The 17,651-nt window shown below is 64.0% G+C and carries 16 protein-coding genes; 8 read left to right on the forward strand and 8 right to left on the reverse strand.

Features of this window, described 5'->3' with window-relative positions:
* Positions 1–50 precede the first annotated feature (50 nt).
* Positions 51–470 carry a large-conductance mechanosensitive channel protein MscL gene (mscL, locus tag ACIPZ8_RS10570; protein WP_110639453.1) on the forward strand — a complete coding sequence of 140 codons (420 nt, stop codon included), beginning with the start codon at positions 51–53 and terminating at the stop codon, positions 468–470.
* A 33-nt stretch (positions 471–503) separates the two neighbouring features.
* Here mscL and ACIPZ8_RS10575 read toward each other — a convergent pair whose 3' ends face one another.
* Entirely contained in the window at positions 504–1,280 is a 777-nt protein-coding gene (locus ACIPZ8_RS10575; RefSeq protein WP_400722382.1) for a ferredoxin--NADP reductase, read from the reverse strand.
* Between the two features lie 211 nt (positions 1,281–1,491).
* Here ACIPZ8_RS10575 and ACIPZ8_RS10580 point away from each other — a divergent pair, with 211 nt between their 5' ends.
* Together ACIPZ8_RS10580 and ACIPZ8_RS10585 are read left to right on the forward strand one after the other, a co-directional pair.
* A complete protein-coding gene (locus ACIPZ8_RS10580; RefSeq protein WP_400722385.1) occupies positions 1,492–2,202 on the forward strand; it encodes an autoinducer binding domain-containing protein in 711 nt (236 codons plus the stop codon).
* A gap of 93 nt (positions 2,203–2,295) precedes the next feature.
* On the forward strand, positions 2,296–3,420 hold the full coding sequence (locus tag ACIPZ8_RS10585) for a methyltransferase (protein WP_400722477.1): 1,125 nt from the start codon (positions 2,296–2,298) through the stop codon (positions 3,418–3,420).
* 32 nt (positions 3,421–3,452) lie between these two features.
* Here the strand turns inward: ACIPZ8_RS10585 and ACIPZ8_RS10590 are convergent, their stop codons facing one another.
* From ACIPZ8_RS10590 to ACIPZ8_RS10600, 3 genes are read right to left on the reverse strand one after another with little or no spacing between them, the layout of a single operon-like run.
* Positions 3,453–3,608, reverse strand: coding sequence for a DUF2474 domain-containing protein (locus tag ACIPZ8_RS10590; RefSeq protein WP_060508707.1), 156 nt, complete (start codon positions 3,606–3,608; stop codon positions 3,453–3,455).
* Positions 3,609–3,617: 9 nt separating this feature from the next.
* Positions 3,618–4,625 (reverse strand): cytochrome d ubiquinol oxidase subunit II, encoded by a 1,008-nt coding sequence (gene cydB / locus ACIPZ8_RS10595; RefSeq protein WP_079226526.1) that lies wholly within the window; start codon positions 4,623–4,625, stop codon positions 3,618–3,620.
* A gap of 3 nt (positions 4,626–4,628) precedes the next feature.
* A complete protein-coding gene (locus ACIPZ8_RS10600; RefSeq protein ID WP_400722388.1) occupies positions 4,629–6,065 on the reverse strand; it encodes a cytochrome ubiquinol oxidase subunit I in 1,437 nt (478 codons plus the stop codon).
* 345 nt (positions 6,066–6,410) lie between these two features.
* Between ACIPZ8_RS10600 and ACIPZ8_RS10605 the strand changes: the two genes are divergently transcribed.
* The 3 genes from ACIPZ8_RS10605 (at position 6,411) to trmA (ending at position 10,201) form a co-directional block, all read left to right on the forward strand.
* Positions 6,411–7,631 carry an MFS transporter gene (locus tag ACIPZ8_RS10605; protein WP_400722391.1) on the forward strand — a complete coding sequence of 407 codons (1,221 nt, stop codon included), beginning with the start codon at positions 6,411–6,413 and terminating at the stop codon, positions 7,629–7,631.
* A gap of 192 nt (positions 7,632–7,823) precedes the next feature.
* A complete protein-coding gene (locus tag ACIPZ8_RS10610) occupies positions 7,824–9,119 on the forward strand; it encodes an NCS2 family permease (protein ID WP_400722394.1) in 1,296 nt (431 codons plus the stop codon).
* Positions 9,116–10,201, forward strand: a complete 1,086-nt coding sequence (trmA, locus tag ACIPZ8_RS10615) for a tRNA (uridine(54)-C5)-methyltransferase TrmA (protein ID WP_400722397.1) — start codon at positions 9,116–9,118, stop codon at positions 10,199–10,201. The genes ACIPZ8_RS10610 and trmA overlap by 4 nt, the downstream gene beginning before the upstream one ends.
* Positions 10,202–10,299: 98 nt before the next feature.
* On the opposite strand, the gene pcaG is transcribed toward trmA, so the two are convergent.
* On the reverse strand, positions 10,300–10,905 hold the full coding sequence (pcaG, locus tag ACIPZ8_RS10620) for a protocatechuate 3,4-dioxygenase subunit alpha (protein WP_400722400.1): 606 nt from the start codon (positions 10,903–10,905) through the stop codon (positions 10,300–10,302).
* Positions 10,906–10,915: 10 nt separating this feature from the next.
* Positions 10,916–11,635, reverse strand: coding sequence for a protocatechuate 3,4-dioxygenase subunit beta (gene pcaH, locus ACIPZ8_RS10625; RefSeq protein ID WP_400722402.1), 720 nt, complete (start codon positions 11,633–11,635; stop codon positions 10,916–10,918).
* 188 nt (positions 11,636–11,823) lie between these two features.
* Here pcaH and ACIPZ8_RS10630 point away from each other — a divergent pair, with 188 nt between their 5' ends.
* Entirely contained in the window at positions 11,824–12,714 is an 891-nt protein-coding gene (locus ACIPZ8_RS10630) for a neutral zinc metallopeptidase (RefSeq protein WP_400722404.1), read from the forward strand.
* Positions 12,715–12,894: 180 nt separating this feature from the next.
* A complete protein-coding gene (locus ACIPZ8_RS10635; RefSeq protein WP_400722407.1) occupies positions 12,895–14,814 on the forward strand; it encodes a methyl-accepting chemotaxis protein in 1,920 nt (639 codons plus the stop codon).
* 129 nt (positions 14,815–14,943) lie between these two features.
* On the opposite strand, the gene ggt is transcribed toward ACIPZ8_RS10635, so the two are convergent.
* Positions 14,944–16,611, reverse strand: a complete 1,668-nt coding sequence (gene ggt / locus ACIPZ8_RS10640; RefSeq protein ID WP_400722409.1) for a gamma-glutamyltransferase — start codon at positions 16,609–16,611, stop codon at positions 14,944–14,946.
* Positions 16,612–16,728: 117 nt separating this feature from the next.
* The gene (locus ACIPZ8_RS10645) at positions 16,729–17,625 is read right to left on the reverse strand and encodes a LysR family transcriptional regulator (RefSeq protein ID WP_400722412.1); all 897 of its coding nucleotides are present in this window, start codon (positions 17,623–17,625) and stop codon (positions 16,729–16,731) included.
* Between the last annotated feature and the right edge of the window lie 26 nt (positions 17,626–17,651).

Below are 17,651 nucleotides of genomic sequence, written 5' to 3' on the forward strand. Positions count from 1 at the left end.
TTAGTGGCTTACACTGCGTTAACCTCACCATTTGTTACAAGGAATCAAACATGGGCATGCTCAGTGAGTTCAAGGCCTTCGCGGTGAAAGGCAATGTCGTCGACATGGCGGTCGGTATCATCATCGGCGCAGCCTTCGGCAAGATCGTCTCCTCGTTCGTCGGGGACGTGGTCATGCCACCACTGGGGCTGCTGATCGGCGGCGTCGACTTCAGCGACCTGGCGATCACCCTGAAGGCTGCCGAAGGAGATGTACCGGCGGTGGTACTGGCCTACGGCAAGTTCATCCAGACCGTGATCGACTTCGTCATCGTTGCCTTCGCCATCTTCATGGGTGTGAAGGCGATCAACCGCCTCAAGCGCGAAGAGGCCGTGGCACCGACCACGCCGCCAGTCCCCACCCCGCAGGAAACCCTACTGACCGAGATCCGCGACCTGCTCAAGGCGCAGAACCAGAATCGGTTGCCCTGAAATGGCTGGGGCCGCATCGCGGCCCCTCATGCATTACCAGTAGTTTTCCACCGCCACCTGCCCCGGCCGCTTGCTCAGGCTCAGTTGCAGGTCACGTGCCTTGAGCACCTTGCGTGTCTCGTCGATCATGTCGGGGTTGCCGCAGAGCATGATCCGCGAATGCTCGGGCGACAGCTCCAGCCCCGCCGCCTTTTCCAGCCCGCCATTCTCGATCAGCGTGGTGATACGCGCATTCAGGGCCCCTGGGTGCTGCTCACGGGTCACCACCGGAATGAACTGCAGCTTGCCAGCGAACTCGGCCAGGTAATCCCGCTGCTCCAAACCGGCGATGTCATCTACATATGCCAGCTCTTTCGCCTCGCGGACCGAATACACCAGCTTGATGTTGTCGAAGCGCTCCCAGGCTTCGAAGTCCTGCAGGATCGACATGAAGGGCGCAATGCCGGTCCCGGTCGCCAGCAGCCACAGGTCGCGGCCGCCGACGAAACGGTCGAGGGTCAGGTAGCCGAATGCCTGACGGTCGATCAACAGGCTATCGCCCTCGCCCAGGCGGCTCAGCTCGCTGGTGAACTCCCCCCCCGGTACCACGATTGAAAAGAAATCGAGGTATTCGTCATGGGGGGCGCTGACCATCGAATAGGCACGCCAGACTACGCTGCCATCGGCCTTGGTCACGCCCAGCCGGGCAAACTGGCCGGCCCGGAAGCGAAACCCTGGATCGCGCGTAACCCGCAGGCTGAACAGGTTCGGCGTCAGCGGCTGGACGTCGAGCAGGGTCTGGCGGGTAAACTTGTCGGCACTGGCGGTCATGACGGGCTCCGTGTAAGGCGTGCGCCCAGTGTCGCGCAAAGCGGCCTGGATAAAAACCGCCGGAAAGTAGGGGCACAACACGGCGGCCGTGTCGGACGACATGAAAAATACGGCCTCTATAACAAAAAATCCCAACATAGCAGTCGGACTTTTCCTACAATCATCCCGGTATGCAAACGGATCGGCCCACCACATCCAGGGAGTGTGACGGATGCTTCAATGGAATCATGAGCATCTACATCAGTTGATCAGCGAAAGCACGCCGCAAAAGGTTTTTGACCTTGCTGTGCACCTGGCGCAGGACCTGGACATGATGTTCCTGGGGCTGAAAGTCCGCATTCAACTGGCTGCGCAATCGCCACGGCTGTATCTCTACAGCAACTATCCAGTCGCATGGATCGAGCGCTACCAGCGTGACGACTTCTACAAGCAGGATGCAGCGGCGAGCCGAAGCCACTCCTCGACCATGCCGGTTTTGTGGACCGACGACCTGTACCGCGAAGTACCCGATTTCCGTGAGCAGGCTTGCGCACACGGGCTGCGCCATGGCTGGACACAGTCCTTGCATGACCTTCAGCACAATGAGAGCCAGGTCAGCATTTGCAGGCCCAGCAAAGAAGTGAACATCGCCGAGCTGTATGACAAAGCCGGCAAGGTGCAGTGGCTGTGTCACTCCCTGCACGCGATCATCAGCGAACATCACCTGGCCAAGCTCAGCGCGCCACTGAAAATGAGCGAGCGCGAAATCGAGGTGCTCAAGTGGTCGGCCGCCGGCAAGACCGCCGCCGACGTCGCCTGCATCCTGTCGCTGTCGCAAAGCACGGTGAACTTCCACATTCGCAGCGTGATCACCAAGACCAACGCCGCCAACAAGGCCGGTGCCATCGCCATCGCCATGATGCGTGGCCTGATCGAACAGTAGCCAGGCCTGCGGCCTCGGGCAAAGCCCTGTAGAATCGCGTACCAAAGCTCGTGGCGAACCGCCATGGGCAGATCCGTACCCGAGCCAGACGCCATGCCCCTGTTGACCACCCCCTACGCCGAACTCGACCTGATCCGCCAGCCGGACCAGGCCAACGACCCGCTGCAAGCCTTCGATGCCGCCGATGAATACCTGCTCGAACAGCTGCATGCCCAGGGCCTGGATGCCGGCTGCCGGGTGCTGGTGCTCAACGACAGCTTCGGCGCCCTGGCGGCCAGCCTGGTCGATCATCTGCAGGTAGTCAGCAGCGGCGACTCGCACCTGGCGCACATGGCGCTGGAGAAAAACCTGGCACGCAATGGCAAGGCGTTCGACAGCGTACCTTTCGTGCCGGCCAGCGAGCACTGGCAAGGCCCCTTCGACCGCGTGCTGGTGCGCGTGCCGAAGACCCTGGCACTGCTGGAAGAGCAACTGATCCGCCTGCAAGGCCACCTGGCACCCGGCGCCCAGGTGATTGCCGGCGCCATGATCAAGCACCTGCCGCGCGCGGCCGGTGACCTGATGGATAAGTACATCGGCCCGGTACAGGCTTCGCTGGCGCAGAAAAAGGCCCGTTTGCTGACCGCCACGGTCGCCGACCGCCCTGTCGCCAGGTCGCCCTACCCGACCCGCTACCGGCTCGACACGCCGGCACTGGACCTGGTCAACCATGCCAATGTGTTCTGCCGCGAGGGCCTGGATATCGGCACCCGTGCCTTCCTGCCCCACTTGCCGCACAACCTGGGCAACGCCCGCGTAGCCGACCTGGGCTGCGGCAACGGCGTGCTGGCCATTGCCAGCGCGCTGGCCAACCCGGACGCGCACTTCACCCTGGTCGATGAATCGTACATGGCGGTGCAGTCGGCGCAGGAGAACTGGCACGCGGCGCTGGGTGAGCGGCTGGTAACGGTCATGCCGGGGGATGGCCTGGCCGGGGTGGAAAAACAGTCGCTGGATGTGGTGCTGTGCAATCCACCGTTCCACCAGCAGCAGGTGGTGGGCGACTTCCTCGCCTGGCGCATGTTCCAGCAGGCGCGCGAGGCGCTGGTGGTGGGCGGCGCGCTGTACATCGTCGGCAACCGCCACCTGGGCTACCACAGCAAACTGGCGCGGTTGTTCCGGGGTGTCGAGCAGGTGGCCGCGACGCCGAAGTTCGTGATCCTGAAAGCCCGCAAATAGGCTTCTGGGGCCGCTGCGCGGCCCCAGCGATCTCAATGGGTGGTCAGGCCAGCGGCCCCCATGAACAGGCGCATCACCCAGGCCGCCACACCCAGCGCCGCTACACTCATCGCCCAGATCAGCACCAGCCAACCCAGCCGCTGCCACAGCGGTTTCTTGTCTTCCAGGCCATGTTTACCGGTCATCATGCGGCCCTCCTAGTGATAGCCGTCTTCATGGGTCACCTTGCCGCGGAACACGTAGTAGCTCCAGAAGGTGTACATGAGGATGAACGGCAGGATGAACAGCGTACCCACCAGCATGAAGCCCTGGCTCTGCGGCGGCGCTGCGGCATCCCAGATCGAGATCGACGGCGGGATGATGTTCGGCCACAGGCTGATGCCCAGCCCGCTGTAACCCAGGAAAATCAACACCAGGGTAAGCAGGAACGGCGTGTAGTGCGCATTGCGCGCCACCGCCTTGAGCAAACCGTAGAAGGTCACCAGCACCAGCAGCGGTACCGGCATGAACCAGAACAGGTTGGGCATGCTGAACCAGCGGTCGGCAATCTGTGGATAAGCGATCGGGGTCCACAGGCTGACGATGCCGATCACCGCCAGCAGCACCAGCGCCAACGGCCGGGCGAGGTCATGCATCTTCAGTTGCAGGTCGCCCTCGGTCTTCATGATCAGCCAGGTACAGCCCAGCAGGGTGTAGGCGACGATCAGCCCAAGGCCGCAGAACAGGCTGAACGGTGTCAGCCAGTCGAGGGTGCCACCGGCGAAGTGCCGGTCGACCACCTTGAAGCCTTCGAGGAAGGCGCCCAGCGCCACGCCCTGGAAGAAGGTGGCGACCAGCGAGCCGCCGATGAACGCCTTGTCCCACACATGACGCTTGTCGGCCTTGGCCTTGAAGCGGAACTCGAAGGCCACGCCACGGAAGATCAGGCCGATCAGCATCAGGATCAGCGGCAGGTACAGCGCTTCGAGCACCACGGCGTAGGCCATCGGGAACGCCCCGAACAGCCCGGCGCCGCCCAGCACCAGCCAGGTTTCGTTGCCGTCCCAGACGGGCGCAACGGTATTCATCATCACATCGCGGTCACGCTCGCCCTTGACGAAGGGGAAGAGCATGCCAATGCCCAGGTCGAAACCATCCATCACCACGTACATCATGACGCCAAAGATGATGATCACGGCCCAGATCAGCGGAAGGTCGATACCCATGGCTCAGTTCCCCTTGCTCAGGCTGGCAGACTCGGCCTCACGGCCATCATCGGCGGCGGACAGCGGCCGCGCCGGCGTGCGTTGGGTGCCAGGGCCACCGGGGCTGTGTTCATCACCCTCGCCGGTCTGCGGGCCTTTGCGCACCAGGCGCATCATGTAGCCAAGGCCGGTGCCGAACAGGGCGAAGTACACCACCACAAACGCCACCAGGGTGAAGCCGAGCTGTGCATAACTGTGGTTGGACACGCCATCGGCGGTGCGCATCAGGCCATACACCACCCACGGCTGGCGGCCGATCTCGGTGGTGAACCAGCCGGCGAGCAGCGCGATCAGGCCGGACGGCCCCATCCACAGGGCCAGGTACAGGAAGGGCCGCGACGTGTAGAGGGTGCCGCGCTTGCGCAGCCACAAGCTCCACAGGCCGACGAAGATCATCAGCAAGCCGAGCCCGACCATGACCCGGAACGACCAGAAAACGATGGTCGAGTTGGGCCGGTCCTCAGGCGGGAACTCCTTCATCGCCGGCACCTGCTTGTCCAGGCTGTGGGTCAGGATCAGGCTGCCGAGCGCCGGGATCTCGACCTTGAAGCGGGTGGTTTCGGCCTTCATGTCTGGGATGCCGAACAGGATCAACGGGGTCGGCTCACCGGGCACGTTCTCCCAGTGGCCTTCGATCGCGGCGATCTTCACCGGCTGATGCTTGAGCGTGTTGAGGCCGTGGAAGTCACCGATCACCGCCTGGATCGGGGCGACGATCAGGGCCATCCACATGGCCATCGACAGCATCTTGCGCACAGCCGGGTTGTCACGCCCGCGCAGCAGGTGCCAGGCCGCCGAAGCACCGACGAAGAACGCAGTGGAAACGAATGCGGCAGTCGCCATGTGCATCAGGCGATAGGGGAACGAGGGGTTGAACACCACCGCCAGCCAGTCCACCGGCACCACCCGGCCATCGATGATTTCGTGGCCCTGCGGGGTCTGCATCCAGCTGTTGGAGGCGAGAATCCAGAAGGTCGAGACCAGGGTGCCAAGCGCCACCATCACCGTGGAGAAGAAGTGCAGGCCACGGCCGACACGGTTCCAGCCGAACAGCATGACGCCAAGGAAACCCGCCTCGAGGAAGAAGGCAGTCAGCACTTCATAGGTCAGCAATGGGCCGGTGATGGCACCGGCAAAGTCGGAAAAACGGCTCCAGTTGGTACCGAACTGATAGGCCATGACCAGGCCGGAGACCACGCCCATGCCGAAGTTCACGGCGAAGATCTTCGACCAGAAGTGGTAGAGGTCACGGTAGACCTGGTTGTGGGTCCGCAGCCAGAGGCCTTCGAGGACTGCCAGGTAGCTCGCCAGGCCGATGGTGATGGCCGGGAACAGGATGTGGAACGACACGGTAAAGGCAAACTGCATTCGGGCGAGCTCTAAGGCCTCTATTCCGAACATGGTGCTTCCTCTTCAGATAATCCGGCGTCCGGGCTTGTGGCCCCGTCGCCCACTGCCCCCACGGTAGTCGAGTGCGGCACGTTGGAATTGTTCTGTTCGATCGCAGGGATTCCGGCCCGAAGGCCAATTCGTTAGATCTGGAACGATTGATCCAGATCAACGACTGCTAGGAAGCATAGTCCCGAATGGCCCGCTGGGCCGTGTGGTTGATTGCCGCGTGACCCGTTGCCCCACCCTCTTTCGCGCCGTGTGAAAAAGTGCCGATCACGGCAAACAGTAACCGTTTGTTACAAACAGATGATACGCTGCGGGCCCCTCTACTGCGCCGAGGCCAACAGGTTTCCGATGTCCGATTCCGCACCGCAGTTGTTGCGTCATCACCGCCCCTTCATCGCCTTCTGGCTGGCCCGGGTGTTCACCGCCAGCGGCTTCCAGATGCTCACAGTGGCCATTGGCTGGCACCTCTACCAGCTGACCGGCAATGTGCTCGACCTGGGCCTGGTCGGCCTGGTCGAATTCGCCCCGCGGGTGCTGTTCATGCTGCACACCGGGCACGTCGCCGACCGCTACGACCGGCGCAAGGTCGCGGCCCTGTGCCAGAGCCTGCAGGGGCTGATCGCCCTGGCGCTGGCCGTGGGCAGCGCCACCGACAACGTCAGCCGCGAGCTGATCTTCGCCCTGGCCTTCCTGCTCGGTGCCACCCGCTCGTTCGAGATGCCGGCGACCCAGGCGCTGCTACCCAACGTGGTGCCGCCGGGGCTGTTCCCGCGGGCGGTGGCGGCCTCGGCCTCGGCGACCCAGGCGGCCACCATCGTCGCCCCGGCCGTGGGCGGTTTCCTGTACGCCTTCGGCAGCATCTGGGTGTACGGCCCGACCGTCGCCCTGTACGCCATCGCCTGCCTGTTGATGCTCAGCCTCGACTCGCGCCAGCAGGTGCCTCAGCGCGGCCGCGCCAGTCTCGAATCGCTGATGGCCGGCATCCGCTTCATCCGCAGCCGGCCCGACATCCTCGGGGCCATCTCGCTGGACCTGTTCGCCGTGCTGCTGGGTGGCGCCACCGCCCTGCTGCCGGTGTTTGCCAAGGACATCCTGCTCACCGGCCCGTGGGGCCTGGGCCTGCTGCGCTCGGCGCCGGCGGTGGGGGCGCTGCTGATGTCACTGTGGCTGGCGCGCTTCCCGGTCGAGCGCAAGGTCGGCCGCACCATGTTCACCGCTGTCGGGGTGTTCGGTGTGGCGACCATCGCCTTCGGCCTGTCGACCTCGTTCTGGTTCTCGCTGGCGGTGCTGGTGGTGCTGGGCGCGGCGGACATGATCAGCATGGTCATCCGGGGTGCCTTCGTGCAGCTGGAGACGCCGGACGAGATGCGCGGGCGGGTGAGCGCGGTGAACGGGTTGTTTATCGGCGCTTCCAACCAGCTGGGTGAGTTCGAGTCCGGGGTCACCGCGCACTGGTTCGGCACAGTGCCAGCGGTGGTCCTGGGCGGCGTGGGCACGCTGGTGGTAACCGGGCTGTGGATAAAGTTGTTCCCTACACTGGCCAAGCGAGATCGCTTGCACAACGGCTGATCGCTCTCCCGCGAAGAGGCCGGTACAGGCTATAAAGCACCCATTCCCCAACGGCGATAGGCCCCCGCCGATCATGCTGGTATGATGCGCGGCTTTTTTCCGCCCCGCACAAAAGCACAGCAATTGGTACGGTCTGTGCTTTGCTGATGGGGTCGATACATTCACGGCGCGAGGGCGCCCTGGGGAGCGGGCATGCTGGACAGGCTGTTTCAACTAAAAGCACACAACACCAACGTGCGCACTGAGATTCTTGCGGGCGTCACCACCTTCCTGGCCATGGCCTACATCCTGTTCGTCAACCCGAGCATCCTCGGCGAGACCGGCATGGACAAAGGCGCGATCTTCGTTGCCACCTGCCTGGCCGCCGCCATCGGCTCGACCACCATGGGCCTGATCGCCAACTACCCGATCGCCCTGGCACCGGGCATGGGCCTGAACGCGTTCTTCACCTACACGGTGGTCCTGCACATGGGCCACACCTGGCAGGTGGCCCTTGGCGCGGTGTTCCTCTCGGCGGTGATGTTCTTCCTGCTGTCGATCTTCCGCATCCGCGAATGGATCGTGAACAGCATCCCGCTGCCGCTGCGTTCGGCGATTGCGGCAGGTATCGGCCTGTTCCTGGCGTTCATCGCCCTGCATAACGCCGGCATCGTCGTCGATAACCCGGCGACCCTGGTGGGCCTGGGCGACCTCAAGCAGCCGGCGCCGATCCTCGCCACCCTGGGCTTCTTCCTGATCGTCGGCCTCGAGTCGCTGAAGGTCCGTGGCGCGGTACTGATCGGCATTCTGGCCGTGACCATCGCCTCGATCCTGATGGGTGTGACGCCATTCGGCGGCGTCGTGTCGATGCCACCATCGCTGGCACCGACCTTCCTTCAGCTGGACATCAAGGGCGCCCTAGACGTGGGCCTGGTCAGCGTCATTTTCGCCTTCCTGTTCGTCGACCTGTTCGACAACTCCGGCACCCTGATCGGCGTTGCCAAACGTGCCGGCCTGATGGGCAAGGACGGCCACATGCCGAAGATGGGGCGTGCCCTGATCGCCGACAGCACCGCCGCCATGGCCGGTTCCCTGCTGGGCACTTCGACCACCACCAGCTACATCGAATCCGCTGCTGGCGTGAGCGCCGGCGGCCGTACCGGCCTGACCGCCATCGTGGTCGCCATCCTGTTCCTGCTGGCGCTGTTCTTCGCCCCGCTGGCCGGTAGCGTGCCGGCCTTTGCCACCGCGCCGGCGCTGCTGTTCGTCGCCGTGCTGATGGCCTCGGGCCTGGCGGAAATCAACTGGGACGACGTCACCGAGGCCGCCCCGGTGGTGGTGACCGCCCTGGCCATGCCGCTGACTTACTCGATCGCCAACGGCATCGCCTTCGGCTTCATCTCCTGGACCGCCGTCAAGCTGATCTCTGGCCGCCACCGCGACCTGAACCCGGCCCTGGTGATCCTTTCCATCCTGTTCGTCATCAAGCTGGGCTGGTTCAACGCATGAGTGCTGTCTTCGATCCTTCCGCCTACGACACCCAGCTCGAGGGCAAAGTCGCTCGCCTGCGCGAGCTGCTGGCGCCCTTCGGCGCGCCGGAACCGGCCGTTTTCGACTCGCCGCGCGAGCATTACCGCCTGCGCGCCGAGTTCCGCCTGTGGCGCGAGAATGGCCAGCGCCACTATGCGATGTTCGCCCCGGGCGACAAGCACAAGGCGATCCTGATCGACGACTTCCCCATTGCCAGCCAGCGCATCAATGAGCTGATGCCGCGCCTGAAGGCCGCCTGGCGAGCCAGCGAGGAACTGGGCAATCGCCTGTTCCAGGTGGAGTTCCTCACCACCCTGGCTGGCGATGCCATGGTCACGATGTGCTACCACCGCCCGCTGGACGAAGCCTGGGAAGTGGCTGCCCGCCAGCTGGCCGAAGACCTCGGCGTGAGCCTGATCGGCCGTTCGAAGGGCAAGCGCCTGGTGATTGGCCGCGACTACGCGGTGGAAAAACTCGATGTGGCCGGTCGCGTATTCAGCTACCGCCAGCCGGAGGGCGCGTTCACCCAGCCCAACGGCGCGGTGAACCAGAAGATGCTGAGCTGGGCGTTCGAGGCCATTGGCGAGCGTGAGGACGACTTGCTGGAGCTGTATTGCGGCAACGGCAACTTCACCTTGCCGCTGGCCACCCGCGTGCGCCAGGTGCTGGCCACCGAAATCAGCAAGACCTCGGTCAATGCCGCGCTGAGCAACCTCGACGAGAACGCTGTGGATAACGTGCGGCTGGTGCGCCTGTCGGCGGAAGAGCTGACCCAGGCGCTGAACGAGGTGCGGCCGTTCCGTCGGCTGGAAGGGATCGACCTGAAAAGCTATGAGTTCGGCACCGTGTTCGTCGACCCGCCGCGTGCGGGGATGGACCCGGACACCTGCGAGCTGACCCGTCGGTTCGAGCGGATCCTGTACATCTCGTGCAACCCGGAGACGCTGGCGGCGAACATTGCCCAGTTGCAGGACACGCACCGCATCGAGCGTTGTGCGTTGTTCGACCAGTTCCCCTATACCCACCACATGGAAAGCGGCGTCCTGCTGGTTCGGCGTTAAAGCATTCGCGGGACAAGCCCGCTCCTACAGGTATTGCACAGCCTCTGTAGGAGCGGGCTTGCCCCGCGAATGGGCCGCAGAGCGGCCCCTGGCTTCACTCAGAAGTCGAAGAAGACCGTCTCCCCTTCCCCCTGAATACGGATATCGAAGCGATACGCCGTCTTCCCGTCCACCTCGCAACGTTTGGCAATCAAGGTTTCGCGGCGCTGTGGCTGCTCGATCAGGTTGAGCACCGGGCACTTGGCGTTGGCCTCGGCCTCGTCATCGAAATACAGGCGCGTGTGCAGGTGGATGTTGATCCCCCGGGCAAACAGGCTGATGTTGATGTGCGGCGCCATCGGCACGCCTGCGGCATTGTTCACCACTCCTGGCTTGACCGTGTGCACGGTCCACTCGCCGGCATCGAAGGTGGTGGCGGTGCGGCCGAAGCTGTTGAAGGCGTTTTCCAGGTTGTAGGCATCCTGGTACTGGCCATTGGCGTCGGCCTGCCACAGTTCCAGGAACGAATCACGCACCAGGTAGCCGTTGCCGTCATACACCTGGCCGATCAGCAGGATGTGCTCGCCCGCAGCGTCCGGCTTGGCCAGGCGGTTCCAGATTTCCTGGTCGCGCGTCGGGTTGCCGGCCGCTTCCAGGGCCAGGCCGATGTGGACGTAGGGGCCGGCAGTCTGCGAGGGGGTTTCCGGCAGCAGTTCGATAGGCATGGCGGGGTCCTCAGCAGTTTTCGAAGTGGGTCTTGCGCTGGCCGCGCAGCACGATGTCGAAGCGGTACGCCAGGCAGTCCATCGGGTTGGCGTTGCTCATGTCGAGCTTGGCGATCAACTGCTGTACGGCTTCAGGGTTGGCGATCGACTTGACGATCGGACACATCGGGATCAGCGGGTCACCTTCGAAATACAGCTGGGTGATCAGCTTGGTGGCGATCGACGGGCCGCTGATGGCGAAGTGGATGTGCGCCGGGCGCCAGTCGTTCGGGCCGTTGCGCCATGGGTACGGGCCCGGCTTGATGGTGCGGAAGCTGTAGTAGCCGTCGCGGTCGGTCAGGCAACGGCCGACGCCACCGAAGTTCGGGTCCAGCGGCGCCAGGTAGCGGTCGTTCTTGTGTCGGTAGCGGCCGCCGGCGTTGGCTTGCCACATCTCCACCAGGGTGTTCGGCACAGGCTTGCCGTACTGGTCGACGACGCGGCCGGCAACGATGATGCGCTCGCCGATGGGCAGGCCACCGTTGTTGAAGTTCAGCAGCAGGTCATGGTCGTTGGCACCGAAGCCCAGGTGGGAAAAGTCCGGGCCGGTGGTTTCGCTGATTGACTGCGGGATGCTGACCAGTGCCTGGCGCGGCGAGCGGGCAATGGACGTCTTGTAGTCGGGCGTCAGGGCCTTGGGGTGCCAGTTGCGATCACGGATCACGAAGCGGCTGTTGTCCTGGGCGGGCATGCCGGATTCCTCTCTTGGAATTATGAAAACGCCTGTACACGGCAGGCGGACTTGCAGTTTCAGATAGGTCGCGCGGGATGGATATTGAAATCAGCCGCCCATTACATAACCAAACGGTTATGTATTAGTCGCTTTGGCTGGGGTGATCTAATCTTTATCCCCATGTTTCACGCTCTGGAGAGCACTTCATGGAATGGCGAAAAGGCCGGCGCAGCGACAACGTGGTCGATGCACGCGGCGAAGGTGGCGGCGGCGGCATGCGTTTTGGCGGCGGCAAGGGGCTGGGGCTCGGCGCGGTGCTGCTGATCGTCGGCATCGGCTGGCTGACCGGCCAGGACCCGCTGCAGATCCTTGGCCAGCTCGCTGGGCAGATGGATCAACAGCAACAGCAGACAGCGCCAAGTGGTGCCGGCGGCAAGGCGCCGCCAGCCAATGACCAACAGGCGCAGTTCGTCGCCTCGATCCTGGGCGACACCGAAGACACCTGGAAGGCCCTGTTCGCCCAGGCTGGCAAGCAATACCGCGATCCCAAGCTGGTGCTGTTCAGCGGCCAGGTGAATTCGGCCTGCGGTTTTGCTTCCGCGGCAGTCGGGCCGTTCTACTGCCCGGCGGATCAGCGTGTCTACCTGGACATGTCGTTCTTCCGCGAGATGGAAACCCGCTTCGCTGCAGCGGGCGATTTTGCCCAGGCCTACGTGATCGCCCACGAGATCGGCCACCACGTGCAGACCTTGCTGGGGGTATCGGCCAAGGTCGATGCTGCGCGACGCAGCGGCCAGCGCATGGAAGGCGACAATGGCCTGCTGGTGCGTCAGGAACTGCAGGCTGACTGCCTGGCCGGGGTGTGGGCCTATCAGGCGCAGAAGCGGCTGAACTGGCTGGAGCCCGGCGATGTCGAGGAGGCCCTGAACGCGGCCAATGCCATTGGTGATGACCGGCTACAGCAGCAGGGCCAGGGGCGCGTGGTGCCCGACTCCTTCACCCATGGCACCTCGGCGCAGCGGGTGCGCTGGTTCAAGGCCGGGTTTGCCCAAGGTAATGTGAACAGCTGCGACACCTTCAGTGCGCGTAGCCTTTGAGATTTTGGGGCCGCTTTGCGGCCCCCTGCGATTGTCCAAATAGTTACAAATCAGCTGAAAAAGCGATTCAGCTTTCCGTGGGTCGTGCCGATAACACCTGCACGAGTCAGCGGGCCCCCAGAACAACAACGCCCTGCGATCGATGATCAAGTGAGCGAATGAATTTTCTGGAGAGCGTGCATGAACAGCTGGTTCGCCAATATCAGCGTCAACCTCAAACTCGGCCTGGGCTTCGGCCTGGTGCTGGTCCTTACCGGCCTGCTGGCCCTGACCGGCTGGACCAGCCTGGGCAGCCTGATCGACCGCAGCAACTGGATGGGCGACATCGGCCAGCTCAACAAGGACCTGACCGACCTGCGCATTTCGCGCCTGCAATACATGATCGCCAACGGCGATGACGCCGCCGCTGCCAACACCCAGGCCAAGCTCGACGCCTTCAGCAAGCAGCAGCAATACCTGGTCACCACCTTTACCAGCCCGGCCAACGTCGTGCTGCTCAAGGAGCTGGGGCAGACCATCAGCGAGTACAAGGTGTCGCTGAACAAGATGCGCGCGGGCTACAAGAACTCGCTGGCCGCCCGTGATGCGATGAACGTGTCGGCGGCCAAGGCCGATGACGCCATGGAAGTCCTCAGTCAGGACGTCATGTCCCGCCCCGAAGCCGACAGTGTGCGCCTGGCCCAGTACCAGCTGATCAGCAAGGCGCGCCAGCAACTGCTGCAGGTGCGCATCGATGTGCGCGGCTACATCGCCGACAACACCGCCGCCAACGAGCAGGCCGCCCTGCGCCAGCTGGAGGGTGCGCTGGCCGACATCGACAACCTCAAGCGCCAGCTGCCAGCTGAGGCCACCCGCGTGCAGCAGTTCGAGCAGTCGGTGCTGACCTATCGCGATGCCGTGCGCCAATTCCGCGATGCAGTCGCCGATATCACCGTTGCCCGTGCGGAAATGACCGTGCAGGGTGCCGACATCGTCAAGCGCAGCGACGCGCTGTACAAGATCCAGCTGGAGCGTCGTGACGCCGAAAGCATTCAGGCCCGCAGCCTGCAGACCATCGCCACCCTGCTGGCACTGCTGGCCGGCGTCATCGCCGCCGTGGTCATCACGCGCCAGATCACCCGTCCGCTGCGCGATACCCTGCAAGCCGTTGAACGCATCGCCGGTGGCGACCTGACCCACGACCTGCGCGTCACCCGCCGCGACGAAATCGGCGTGCTGCAGCAAGGCATCGCGCGCATGGGCACCACCCTGCGCGAGCTGATCAGCGGCATCCGTGACGGTGTCACCCAGATCGCCAGCGCTGCCGAAGAGCTGTCGGCAGTGACCGAGCAGACCAGCGCCGGCGCCAACAGCCAGAAGGTCGAGACCGACCAGGTGGCCACCGCCATGCACGAAATGGCCGCCACCGTTCAGGAAGTGGCGCGCAACGCCGAACAGGCTTCGCACGCGGCCACCGGTGCCGACGACGAAGCCCGTGCCGGTGACCGCGTGGTGGGCGAGGCGATCAGCCAGATCGAGCGTCTGGCCGAGGAAGTGCACCGCTCCACCGAGGCCATGAACCTGCTGCAGCAGGAAAGCCAGAAGATCGGCAGCGTGATGGACGTGATCAAGTCGGTGGCCGAGCAGACCAACCTGCTGGCGCTCAACGCCGCGATCGAGGCGGCCCGCGCCGGTGAGGCCGGCCGTGGCTTCGCCGTGGTGGCCGACGAAGTGCGTGGCCTGGCCCAGCGCACGCAGAAGTCCACCGAAGAGATCGAAGAGCTGGTGGCCAGCCTGCAGCACGGTACCCAGCAGGTGGCCAATGCCATGCAGGGCAGCCGCACGCTGACCGACAGCAGTGTCGAGCTGGCACGCAAGGCCGGTGCCTCGCTGGAGAACATCACCGGCACGGTGTCGAACATCCAGTCGATGAACCAGCAGATCGCGGCGGCGGCCGAGCAGCAGAGCGCGGTGGCTGAAGAGATCAGCCGCAGCATCCTCAATGTGCGGGATGTGTCCGAACAGACTGCAGCGGCCAGTGATGAGACCGCTGCGTCCAGCGTCGAGCTGGCGCGCCTGGGTGGTCATCTGCAGATGCTGGTCAGCCAGTTCCGCGTCTGACCTCAAGGCCCAGGGGCCGCTTTGCGGCCCTTTCGCGACACAAGGCCGCTCCTACAGTGAAACGCGATTTTCTGTAGGAGCGGCCTTGTGTCGCGAAAGGAGGGCAAAGCCCTCCCGGCAATCTCGATATTACTTCACGATCATCCCTACTCCACGCCCACGCGGATCGGAAGCGGTCTCGACCTTCGCCCCGTCCACCCGGATCGCCTGGATATCGCCCATCTCCCAGCCCTGATCCTCCAGCACATAGCCCATCTTCTTTAGCTCATCAGCCACCGGCCCGGTCAGCGGCGCGTAACTGTCGAAGTAGAGGGTGTCCTTGGGCAGCAACTGATGGTGCACACGCTGCGCCGCCACGGCCTTCTCCAGCGGCATGCCGTAGTCGTACAGGTTGTTCATCACCTGGAAGATCGAGGTGAAGATCCGCGAACCACCCGGGGTACCGATCACCAGCTCGACTTTGCCGTCGCGGGTCATCAGGCTGGGGCTCATCGATGACAGCATGCGCTTGCCCGGTTCGATGGCGTTGGCGTCACCGCCGACCACGCCAAAGGCATTCGCGGCGCCCGGCTTGGCGCTGAAGTCATCCATCTCGTCGTTGAGCAGGAAGCCCGCGCCCTTGACCACCACACCGCTGCCGTAATCGAGATTGAGGGTGTAGGTGTTGCTGACGGCGTTGCCCTGCTTGTCGACGATCGAGAAGTGCGTGGTCTGGTGCGGCTCCAGGCCCGGTTTGACCTTGTCGGTTGCGGAAATGGCCTTCGGGTTGACCTGGGCGGCGCGCTTGGCCAGGTAGTCCGTGGCCACCAGCTGGTCGACCGGCACCTTGGTGAACGCCGGGTCGCCGAGGTAGTCGGCACGGTCGGCGAACACACGCTTTTCAATCTCCGAAAGCAGGTGGATGTACTGCGCCGAGTTGTGCGCCACACCCTTGAAGTCTGCCGCGCGGTCTTCCTTGATGCCCAGCAACTGGGCCAGGGCCACGCCGCCGGAGCTTGGTGGTGGCGCGGTGTAGACCACATTGCCGCGCCAGCTGATGGCGACCGGCTCGCGCCACACGGCCTTGTAGTCCTTGAGGTCGTCCTTGGTGATCAGGCCCTTGTCGGCCTGCATCTGCGCCACCAGCAGGTCGGCGGTCTTGCCCTGGTAGAACTCGCTTACGCCTTTGTCGGCGATGCGTTCGAGGGTCTGGGCCATTTCCGGCTGTTTGAACAGCTCACCGACCTTCATGTTGCCGAAGTAGTCGTTGAAGTTGGTCGCGGTCTTGAACATGCCTTGGGCATCGTTGCGGTACTGGTACTGCTTTTCGGCGACCTTGAAGCCGTTTTTCGCATAGCCGATGGCCGGGGTCAGCAACTCGCTCCAGGGCAGCTTGCCGAACTTCTGGTGGGCCTCCCACAGGCCCATCACGGTGCCAGGTACGCCTGCGGCGCGCACGCCAACCAGGCTCAGGTTCTCGATCACCTCGCCCTTGTCGTCCAGATACATGTTGCGCGTGGCGGCCTTGGGTGCCACTTCGCGGTAGTCGAGGAAGTACGGCTTGCCGTCGACGAACAGGGTCATGAAGCCACCGCCGCCGATGTTGCCCGCCTCAGGGTAGGTCACCGCCAGGGTGAACGCCGTCGCCACCGCAGCATCCACCGCGTTGCCGCCCTTCTTGAGAATGTCGGCGGCTACCTGTGCACCATATTGATCGGGTGCGGCTACAGCGCCGCCTTCCAACGTGGCGGCGTAAGTCGAGGAACAGCTCAGGATCGCGGCTGCCAGAGCCAGGTACTGGAACGGGACGATACGCATGACACTTCCTTGGTGTTGTTTTTGTTGAGCAGTCAGTAAGGCCGAAGCGCTGCGACTGTGCAATCAAACGCCGGAAGTTTCGCCGCCTGTGGACAGGATCTGTCGCGTTCAGGCAACTCAGCAGGCGTACATCGCCAGCTTGCGCTGGATGAAATCGAGGAAGCACTGGATACGCAGGGCCAGCTGCGTGTTGCGGTAGTACACCGCGTGGATCGGCTGGCGGTAGCCGTTGTTGGCGTCGCCCAGCAGCACCTTGAGGCGCCCGGCGCGGATGTCTTCGTGGGTCATGAAGTGCGACAGGGCGACGATGCCCTCCCCGGCCAGCGCCAGCTGGCGCAGGGTCTCGCCGCTGGAGGCGATCAGCGCCGGGCGAATGCTCCAGCGGTCGCCCTGGGCGTGGCGCAACGGCCACTGGTTGAGCGACTCGGGCTGGCTGAAGCCGAGCAGAGCGTGGCTGTTCAAGTCTTCGACCGTTTCCGGCGTGCCGTGTTGTTCCAGGTACGCCGGGCTCGCCAGCACCTGAACCGGGCTGCAGCCGAGCGAACGGGCGTGCAGGCTGGAGTCGGCGAGGTCACCGATGCGGATGGCCACATCGGTGCTCTGCTCCAGCAGATCGATGATCAGGTCGTCGGTGTTCAGCTCCAGCTCGATGGCCGGGTACTGACGACGGAATTCGCCGATCCACGGCAGGATGGCATGCAGCATGAACGGTGCGGCGGCATTGATGCGCAGGCGCCCGGATGGCGTCTGGCGGTTCATCGACAGATGCTCCTCCATCTCGTCCATCTGCTCCAGCACCCGGCGCGAGCGTTCGAGGAAGAAGCGCCCTTCTTCGGTAAGGTCCATGCGCCGGGTGGTGCGATTGACCAGGGTGGTGCCGAGCTTGGTCTCCAGGCGTGACAGCGTGCGGCTGACGGCCGACGGGGTCTGGCCCATCTGCTCAGCGGCGGCGGAAATCGAGCCGCAGTCGATGACGGCGACGAATACCTGGAGTTCTTCGGATCGGGTTTTCACGTCTGGGCCCGTGGTGGATGCTTGCA

It is taken from the genome of Pseudomonas sp. NPDC089422, assembly GCF_044749405.1.
Lineage (GTDB): Bacteria > Pseudomonadota > Gammaproteobacteria > Pseudomonadales > Pseudomonadaceae > Aquipseudomonas.

Bases quoted from the DNA above. Each gene is read 5' to 3' on its own strand.
- mscL (WP_110639453.1), top strand. From the start codon at position 51: ATGGGCATGCTCAGTGAGTTCAAGGCCTTCGCGGTGAAAGGCAATGTC.
- ACIPZ8_RS10575 (WP_400722382.1), bottom strand. From the start codon at position 1,280: ATGACCGCCAGTGCCGACAAGTTTACCCGCCAGACCCTGCTCGACGTC.
- ACIPZ8_RS10580 (WP_400722385.1), top strand. From the start codon at position 1,492: ATGCTTCAATGGAATCATGAGCATCTACATCAGTTGATCAGCGAAAGC.
- ACIPZ8_RS10585 (WP_400722477.1), top strand. From the start codon at position 2,296: ATGCCCCTGTTGACCACCCCCTACGCCGAACTCGACCTGATCCGCCAG.
- ACIPZ8_RS10590 (WP_060508707.1), bottom strand. From the start codon at position 3,608: ATGATGACCGGTAAACATGGCCTGGAAGACAAGAAACCGCTGTGGCAG.
- cydB (WP_079226526.1), bottom strand. From the start codon at position 4,625: ATGGGTATCGACCTTCCGCTGATCTGGGCCGTGATCATCATCTTTGGC.
- ACIPZ8_RS10600 (WP_400722388.1), bottom strand. From the start codon at position 6,065: ATGTTCGGAATAGAGGCCTTAGAGCTCGCCCGAATGCAGTTTGCCTTT.
- ACIPZ8_RS10605 (WP_400722391.1), top strand. From the start codon at position 6,411: ATGTCCGATTCCGCACCGCAGTTGTTGCGTCATCACCGCCCCTTCATC.
- ACIPZ8_RS10610 (WP_400722394.1), top strand. From the start codon at position 7,824: ATGCTGGACAGGCTGTTTCAACTAAAAGCACACAACACCAACGTGCGC.
- trmA (WP_400722397.1), top strand. From the start codon at position 9,116: ATGAGTGCTGTCTTCGATCCTTCCGCCTACGACACCCAGCTCGAGGGC.
- pcaG (WP_400722400.1), bottom strand. From the start codon at position 10,905: ATGCCTATCGAACTGCTGCCGGAAACCCCCTCGCAGACTGCCGGCCCC.
- pcaH (WP_400722402.1), bottom strand. From the start codon at position 11,635: ATGCCCGCCCAGGACAACAGCCGCTTCGTGATCCGTGATCGCAACTGG.
- ACIPZ8_RS10630 (WP_400722404.1), top strand. From the start codon at position 11,824: ATGGAATGGCGAAAAGGCCGGCGCAGCGACAACGTGGTCGATGCACGC.
- ACIPZ8_RS10635 (WP_400722407.1), top strand. From the start codon at position 12,895: ATGAACAGCTGGTTCGCCAATATCAGCGTCAACCTCAAACTCGGCCTG.
- ggt (WP_400722409.1), bottom strand. From the start codon at position 16,611: ATGCGTATCGTCCCGTTCCAGTACCTGGCTCTGGCAGCCGCGATCCTG.